Origin of the sequence: Azospirillum sp. B4 (genome assembly GCF_000333275.1) — a bacterium.
In the GTDB taxonomy this organism is placed as follows: Bacteria; Pseudomonadota; Alphaproteobacteria; order Azospirillales; family Azospirillaceae; genus Nitrospirillum.
The window spans coordinates 1-5,019 of sequence record NZ_BACU01000690.1; the positions used below are offsets into that span (position 1 = coordinate 1).

Consider the following 5,019-nt stretch of genomic DNA (forward strand, 5'->3'; position numbering starts at 1 on the left):
CGCGGCGACCCAAGCCGCCGCCTCGCGCGGTTCCAGGCCTCCCCGGCCAAATCCGCCGCGCCGGCCAAGCCGGGACGGCCCGCCGCCAACGCCTCCAAGGCCGAGGGCAAGACCGGCTCGGGCAAGGACAGGCCGACTAGGGGTAAACCGGCTGGGGGTAAGCCGGCCGGGGGTAAAAAAGCCTGATGCGCATCGTCGGCGGACGTCACCGTGGGCGGGTCCTGGCGGCCCCCACCGGCCGGGACGTGCGGCCCACCAGCGACCGCACGCGCCAAGCCCTGTTCAACATCCTGGAGCATGGCGGCTTCTTCAGCGACGACGGCCCCACGGTGGCCGGCCGCGTGGTGCTGGACGCCTTCTGCGGCACCGGCGCGCTGGGGCTGGAAGCCGTGTCGCGCGGGGCGGAGGCGGCCCTGTTCCTTGACGTCAGCCGCGCCTCATTGGATCTCGCCCGCGCCAACGCCGCCACCCTGAAGGAAACGGGCCGCTGCCAGTTCATCCAGGGCGACGCCACAAAAGCCCCGGCCTTGAACACCCAGGGGGCGCGGCAGGCCGCCAGCCTGGTGTTCCTGGACCCCCCGTACGGCCAGGGTCTGGCGCCACGAGCGCTGGAGGCCCTGTCCGTGGCCGGCTGGCTGGCACCTGAGGCCCTGTGCGTGGTGGAGATCGGCGGTGACGATCCCTTCGAAGCGCCACCAGGTTTCGAGGAACTGGACGACCGCCGCTACGGCGATACCCGGGTGCTAATCCTCAAGCGGGGCTGACATTCAGCCGCCCTCAGGCGCCGGGCGCCCGCGTCCTCGGGCTTGGCTTGTCCCCGGTTTCCAGTCCGCTACATTCCCCGGAAACCTCCGGCGGCCCCAGTCGGGGCCTATGGCGCCACGAGGCTAAGCCTCATGGTGCCGCCACCCGTTCCACCAGCCCCTCAAGGTTGCGGTCGCGGATGCCCAGCTCATGCAGATGGCGAACGGTGTTGACCAGATAGTCGACGTTGCGCCCGCTTTCCCCCACGCCCTGGCGGATCAGGCAGGCCAATTCGTCCGGGGCCAGGCGGCCGCAATATTGCTCATGCCCGCGCACCACCGTGAAGGCCAAGGTGGGCACCCGGGCCCCACCGTCCAGCGTGGCGGCCAGCAGCCGCGGCTCATAGACCGCGTTCTGCATCTCCCGGTCCCAGAGATAGTCCAGCACGCCCGGCGCCCGGTCCGCCGCCACGCGGTAGGCGATGCCCCGGCAGGCGCCGCCCCGGTCCAGGCCCAGCACGGCGCCCGGGCAGGCGCGGGTGCCGCGATGGCGGAAGGAATAGACGCTGAAGCCCCGGTGCCAGCCCCGCACCGTGGCCCGCCGCCGCTCCTCAAAGGGGAAGCCCGGGTTCCACATCAGGGACCCGTAGCCGAAAACCCAGACATCGGCGCCGGTGGCGATGCCGAGAGCGCGATAGGGAGCGGCGATTTCAGGAGTGGTAGTGGACAAGGCGGGCACGCCGGGCAAGGAAACGGACATCGTCCCCGACCCTGGACGGGTTCGGCCCCTTCCGTCAACCGCGCGTTCACCAGCACCGCCGGCAATAAGCGCTGGCATTCCAAGCGGCCGATACCGACCTATGACTGAAGACTGCGGGATGGGCGCCGCCCTTGCCAAATCCACCGGCCCCGTGGCCTCATCGCCCGCGTACCCCGACGCCCCGCGTCGTCAATCGGGATTTCCCATGCGTGTCCGCCCCCTCACCCTCGTCCTGTTCCTGGTGCTGGTCCTGGTCACCGGCTATGCCGTGTGGTGGCACCGCATGGCCACCCGCCTGTTGACCCTGCTGGAGCACGACACCGACCTGGCGCGGTCGGCGGGCGCCACCATCACCTATCAGCCGCCCACCCTGGGGGGCTTCCCCCTGGGCATCGCCATCACCGCGACCCAGGTGAAGGTGGACAAGCCGGACGGCCTCAGCTGGTCGGCCGACACGGTCAGGGCCTCCGCCCCCATATGGCGGCTGCACGACGTGGTGCTGACCCTGCCCAAGGGCGGCCACGCCACATTGCCGCGCGAGGGGGCCCGCCCCGCGCTGGACGCCACCGCCGCCATCGCCGGCGGCCGCGTCGCCCTGGATCCGGCCACCGGCGCGCCGCGCTCCGTACGGGTTGACCTCGCCCACGCCACCCTGACGGCCGCGGCGGTGCCGGCACCGGAAGGAACGCCCGAGGGCGCGGCCCCGCCGGCCAGCCTGTTGCCCGCCGGCAGCTACCCCATCGAGACCTTCTCCCTGACGGTGGAGCGGCCGGCGACACCGCCCGCCGATCACACCGGCACGGGCCTGGCCTTGCATCTGGACGTGGCCGGCATGACCGTGCCGCCGGTCCGCAGCCTAGGGCCCACCCTCCAGCGCCTGATCCTGACCGCGCGGGTGCAGGGCCCCCTGCCCGCCGCCCCCACGGCGGAAGCGGTGGGCCCCTGGTCGAAGGACGGCGGCACGGTGGAGGTGGACAGCCTGAAGCTGGACTGGGGCGACCTGCACATGTCGGCCAACGCCACCCTGGCCCTGGACGGCGCCCTGCAGCCCCAGGGCTCCGGCTCCGCCGAGCTGACGGGCCTGGACAGCCTGGTGGACGCGCTGAAGGACGGCGGCACCCTGCACGCCAACCAGGCCGCCCTGGTGCGCGCCGGCCTGGCGCTCCTGTCCAAGCCCAGCGCCAACGGCGGCGCCCCCAGCCTGAAGCTGCCCATCAGCATGCAGGACCATAAGCTTCAGGTCGGCCCGCTGGTCGTCGGCCACTACCCCGACATCGTCTGGCGGTGACGACCCCGCCTATTGCCTCGCCCCGCCGAATGGCGGCACCCAACACGTGAGCGAAGCCAAGGGCCGGGGAGCGAAGCGACTAGGCTGCGACCGCAGCCGCCGCAGCGAGCACCAAAGGGCGGATGCCCCGCCGGCGCCTGAGGCAAACCAACTACGCCTGCTTGGCGTCGATGATCGAACGGCGGATGGCGCGGGTGCGGGTGAACAGGTCGAACAGCTTGTCGCCCTCCCCCCAGCGGATGGCGCGCTGCAGGGCCGTCAGGTCCTCGGTGAAGCGCTGGATGATCTCCAGCACCGCCTCGCGGTTGTTGAGGAAGATGTCGCGCCACATGACGGGATCGGAGGCGGCGATGCGGGTGAAGTCGCGGAAGCCCGTGGCGGAGAAGCGGATGACCTCGGACTTCGTCGCCTCCTCCAGATCCGTCGCCGTGCCGACGATGGTGTAGGCGATCAGGTGCGGCAGGTGGCTGGTGATGGCCAGTACCTGGTCGTGGTGACTGGCGTCCATCACCTCGATCTGTGAACCGCAGGCGGCCCACAGGCGGCCCAGCCTGTCCACCGCCTCCGCGTCCGTGCCCGGCGGCGGGGTCAGGATCAGCCAGCGCCCGCGGAACAGCTCCTTGAAGCCGGCGTCGGGGCCGGAATGCTCCGTGCCCGCCAAGGGGTGGCCGGGAATGAAATGCACCCCGTCCGGCACGTGGGGGGAGACGTCGCGCACCACCGCCTGCTTGACGGAGCCCACGTCGCTGAGCGTGCTGCCCGGCGCCAGATGCGGGCCGATCAGGGCGGCCACGTCGGCGTAGGCGCCCACGGGTGTGCACAGCACCACCAGGTCGGCGCCGGCCACGGCCTTGACGGCGTCCCGTTCCACCCGGTCGGCGATGCCCAGTTCCGCCACGCGGGCGCAGACGGCTTCCGACCGGTCGCTGGCCACCACCTCGCCGGCCAGGCCGCGATCCTCCATCAGGCACCGCAGCAGGGAGGAGCCGATGAGGCCCAGGCCGATGACGCAAATGCGGTTGTAAAGAGGGCCCGCGGCCGGAACGGCCGCATTCGTTTCAGACACGCTCATTTGCTCAGACAGGCTCATTTGCCGGCCACCCAGTCGGCCAGGCCCGCCACCACGGCCTGCATCTCATCCTCCAGGCCGATGGTGATGCGCAGGCAATGCGGCAGGCCGTAGGAGCCCACCTGCCGCACCAGGATGCCGCGTGACTTCAGCAGTTGCCGGGCCCCCTCCGCGTTGGCCCGGTCGCCCGCCTGCTCGGCGAAGGAGACCAGGACGAAGTTGGCGACGGAAGGGTGGACCACCAGGCCCAGGTCCCGCACCCGGCCCACGAACCATTCGCGCACCTGGGCGTTGTGCCGGCGGCTCCTTTCCAGGAATTCGGTGTCCTCCAGCGCCGCCAGGCCGGCGGCCTGGGCGCTGGACGCCACGTTGAAGGGACCGCGCACCCGGTTCAGCACGTCGGCCACGGCCGCCGGGCAGTAGGCCCAGCCCAGGCGCAGGCCCCCCAGCGCGAAGATCTTGGAGAAGGTGCGGGTCATCACGACGTTGCTGAACGCGTCGACCAGCTCGGCCCCATCGCTGTAGTCCGCCGCGTCCACGTATTCGGAATAGGCGGCGTCGACGACCAGCAGCACGTTTCCCGGCAGGCCCGCGTGCAGGCGCCGCAGCTCGTCCCTGGTCAGGTAGCTGCCGGTGGGGTTGTTGGGGTTGGCGATGAAGACCACGCGGGTGCGGGGCGTCACCCTGGCCAGCAGGGCGTCCACGTCGGTCTTCAGGTCGCGTTCGGGTGCCGCCACGGGGGTGGCGCCGGCGAAGCGGGCGCTGATGGGGTAGATGGCGAAGCCGTGGACGGTATGCAGCACCTCGTCCCCCGCGCCGGCATAGGCGCGGGTCAGCAGCTGCAGCACGTCATCGGAGCCGTTGCCACAGACGATGCGGTCGGCATCCAGGCCGAAGCGGCGGCCGAGGCCGGCGCGCAGCGCGCTGGAACCGCCGTCGGGATAGCGGTGGATCTGTTCCGCCACGGCCTTGTACGCGGCGATGGCCTTGGGGCTGGGCCCCAGCGCGCCTTCGTTGGAGGCCAGGCGAATCAGCCGCGACGCCCCCGGCGCATGCGCCTCGCCCCCGACATAGGCATGGATATCGAGAATGCCGGGGTTGGGAACGGGAACGGACATGATGCTGGGCAACCTTCTGACAGGCGGTGGCGGACTTCTTC

The 5,019-nt window shown here is 71.4% G+C and carries 6 protein-coding genes; 3 read left to right on the top strand and 3 right to left on the bottom strand.

The window, feature by feature from the left end; genetic code table 11:
* Both I55_RS38035 and rsmD read left to right on the top strand, forming a co-directional pair.
* A partial coding sequence (locus tag I55_RS38035; RefSeq protein ID WP_211100326.1) for a hypothetical protein occupies positions 1-186 on the top strand: 186 nt, incomplete at its 5' end.
* Positions 186-764, top strand: a complete 579-nt coding sequence (rsmD, locus tag I55_RS31055; RefSeq protein WP_044564601.1) for a 16S rRNA (guanine(966)-N(2))-methyltransferase RsmD — start codon at positions 186-188, stop codon at positions 762-764. The genes I55_RS38035 and rsmD, both read left to right, overlap by 1 nt.
* Before the next feature lie 130 nt (positions 765-894).
* Here the strand turns inward: rsmD and I55_RS31060 are convergent, their stop codons facing one another.
* Positions 895-1,503, bottom strand: coding sequence for a gamma-glutamylcyclotransferase (locus I55_RS31060; protein ID WP_083901577.1), 609 nt, complete (start codon positions 1,501-1,503; stop codon positions 895-897).
* A 205-nt stretch (positions 1,504-1,708) separates the two neighbouring features.
* Here I55_RS31060 and I55_RS33720 point away from each other — a divergent pair, with 205 nt between their 5' ends.
* Complete coding sequence (locus I55_RS33720) at positions 1,709-2,791, top strand: DUF2125 domain-containing protein (RefSeq protein WP_049974677.1); 1,083 nt, start codon at positions 1,709-1,711, stop codon at positions 2,789-2,791.
* A gap of 151 nt (positions 2,792-2,942) precedes the next feature.
* On the opposite strand, the gene I55_RS31070 is transcribed toward I55_RS33720, so the two are convergent.
* Both I55_RS31070 and hisC read right to left on the bottom strand, forming a co-directional pair.
* The gene (locus tag I55_RS31070; RefSeq protein WP_044564602.1) at positions 2,943-3,863 is read right to left on the bottom strand and encodes a prephenate/arogenate dehydrogenase family protein; all 921 of its coding nucleotides are present in this window, start codon (positions 3,861-3,863) and stop codon (positions 2,943-2,945) included.
* 14 nt (positions 3,864-3,877) lie between these two features.
* The gene (gene hisC / locus I55_RS31075; RefSeq protein ID WP_044564606.1) at positions 3,878-4,978 is read right to left on the bottom strand and encodes a histidinol-phosphate transaminase; all 1,101 of its coding nucleotides are present in this window, start codon (positions 4,976-4,978) and stop codon (positions 3,878-3,880) included.
* Positions 4,979-5,019: the final 41 nt, after the last annotated feature.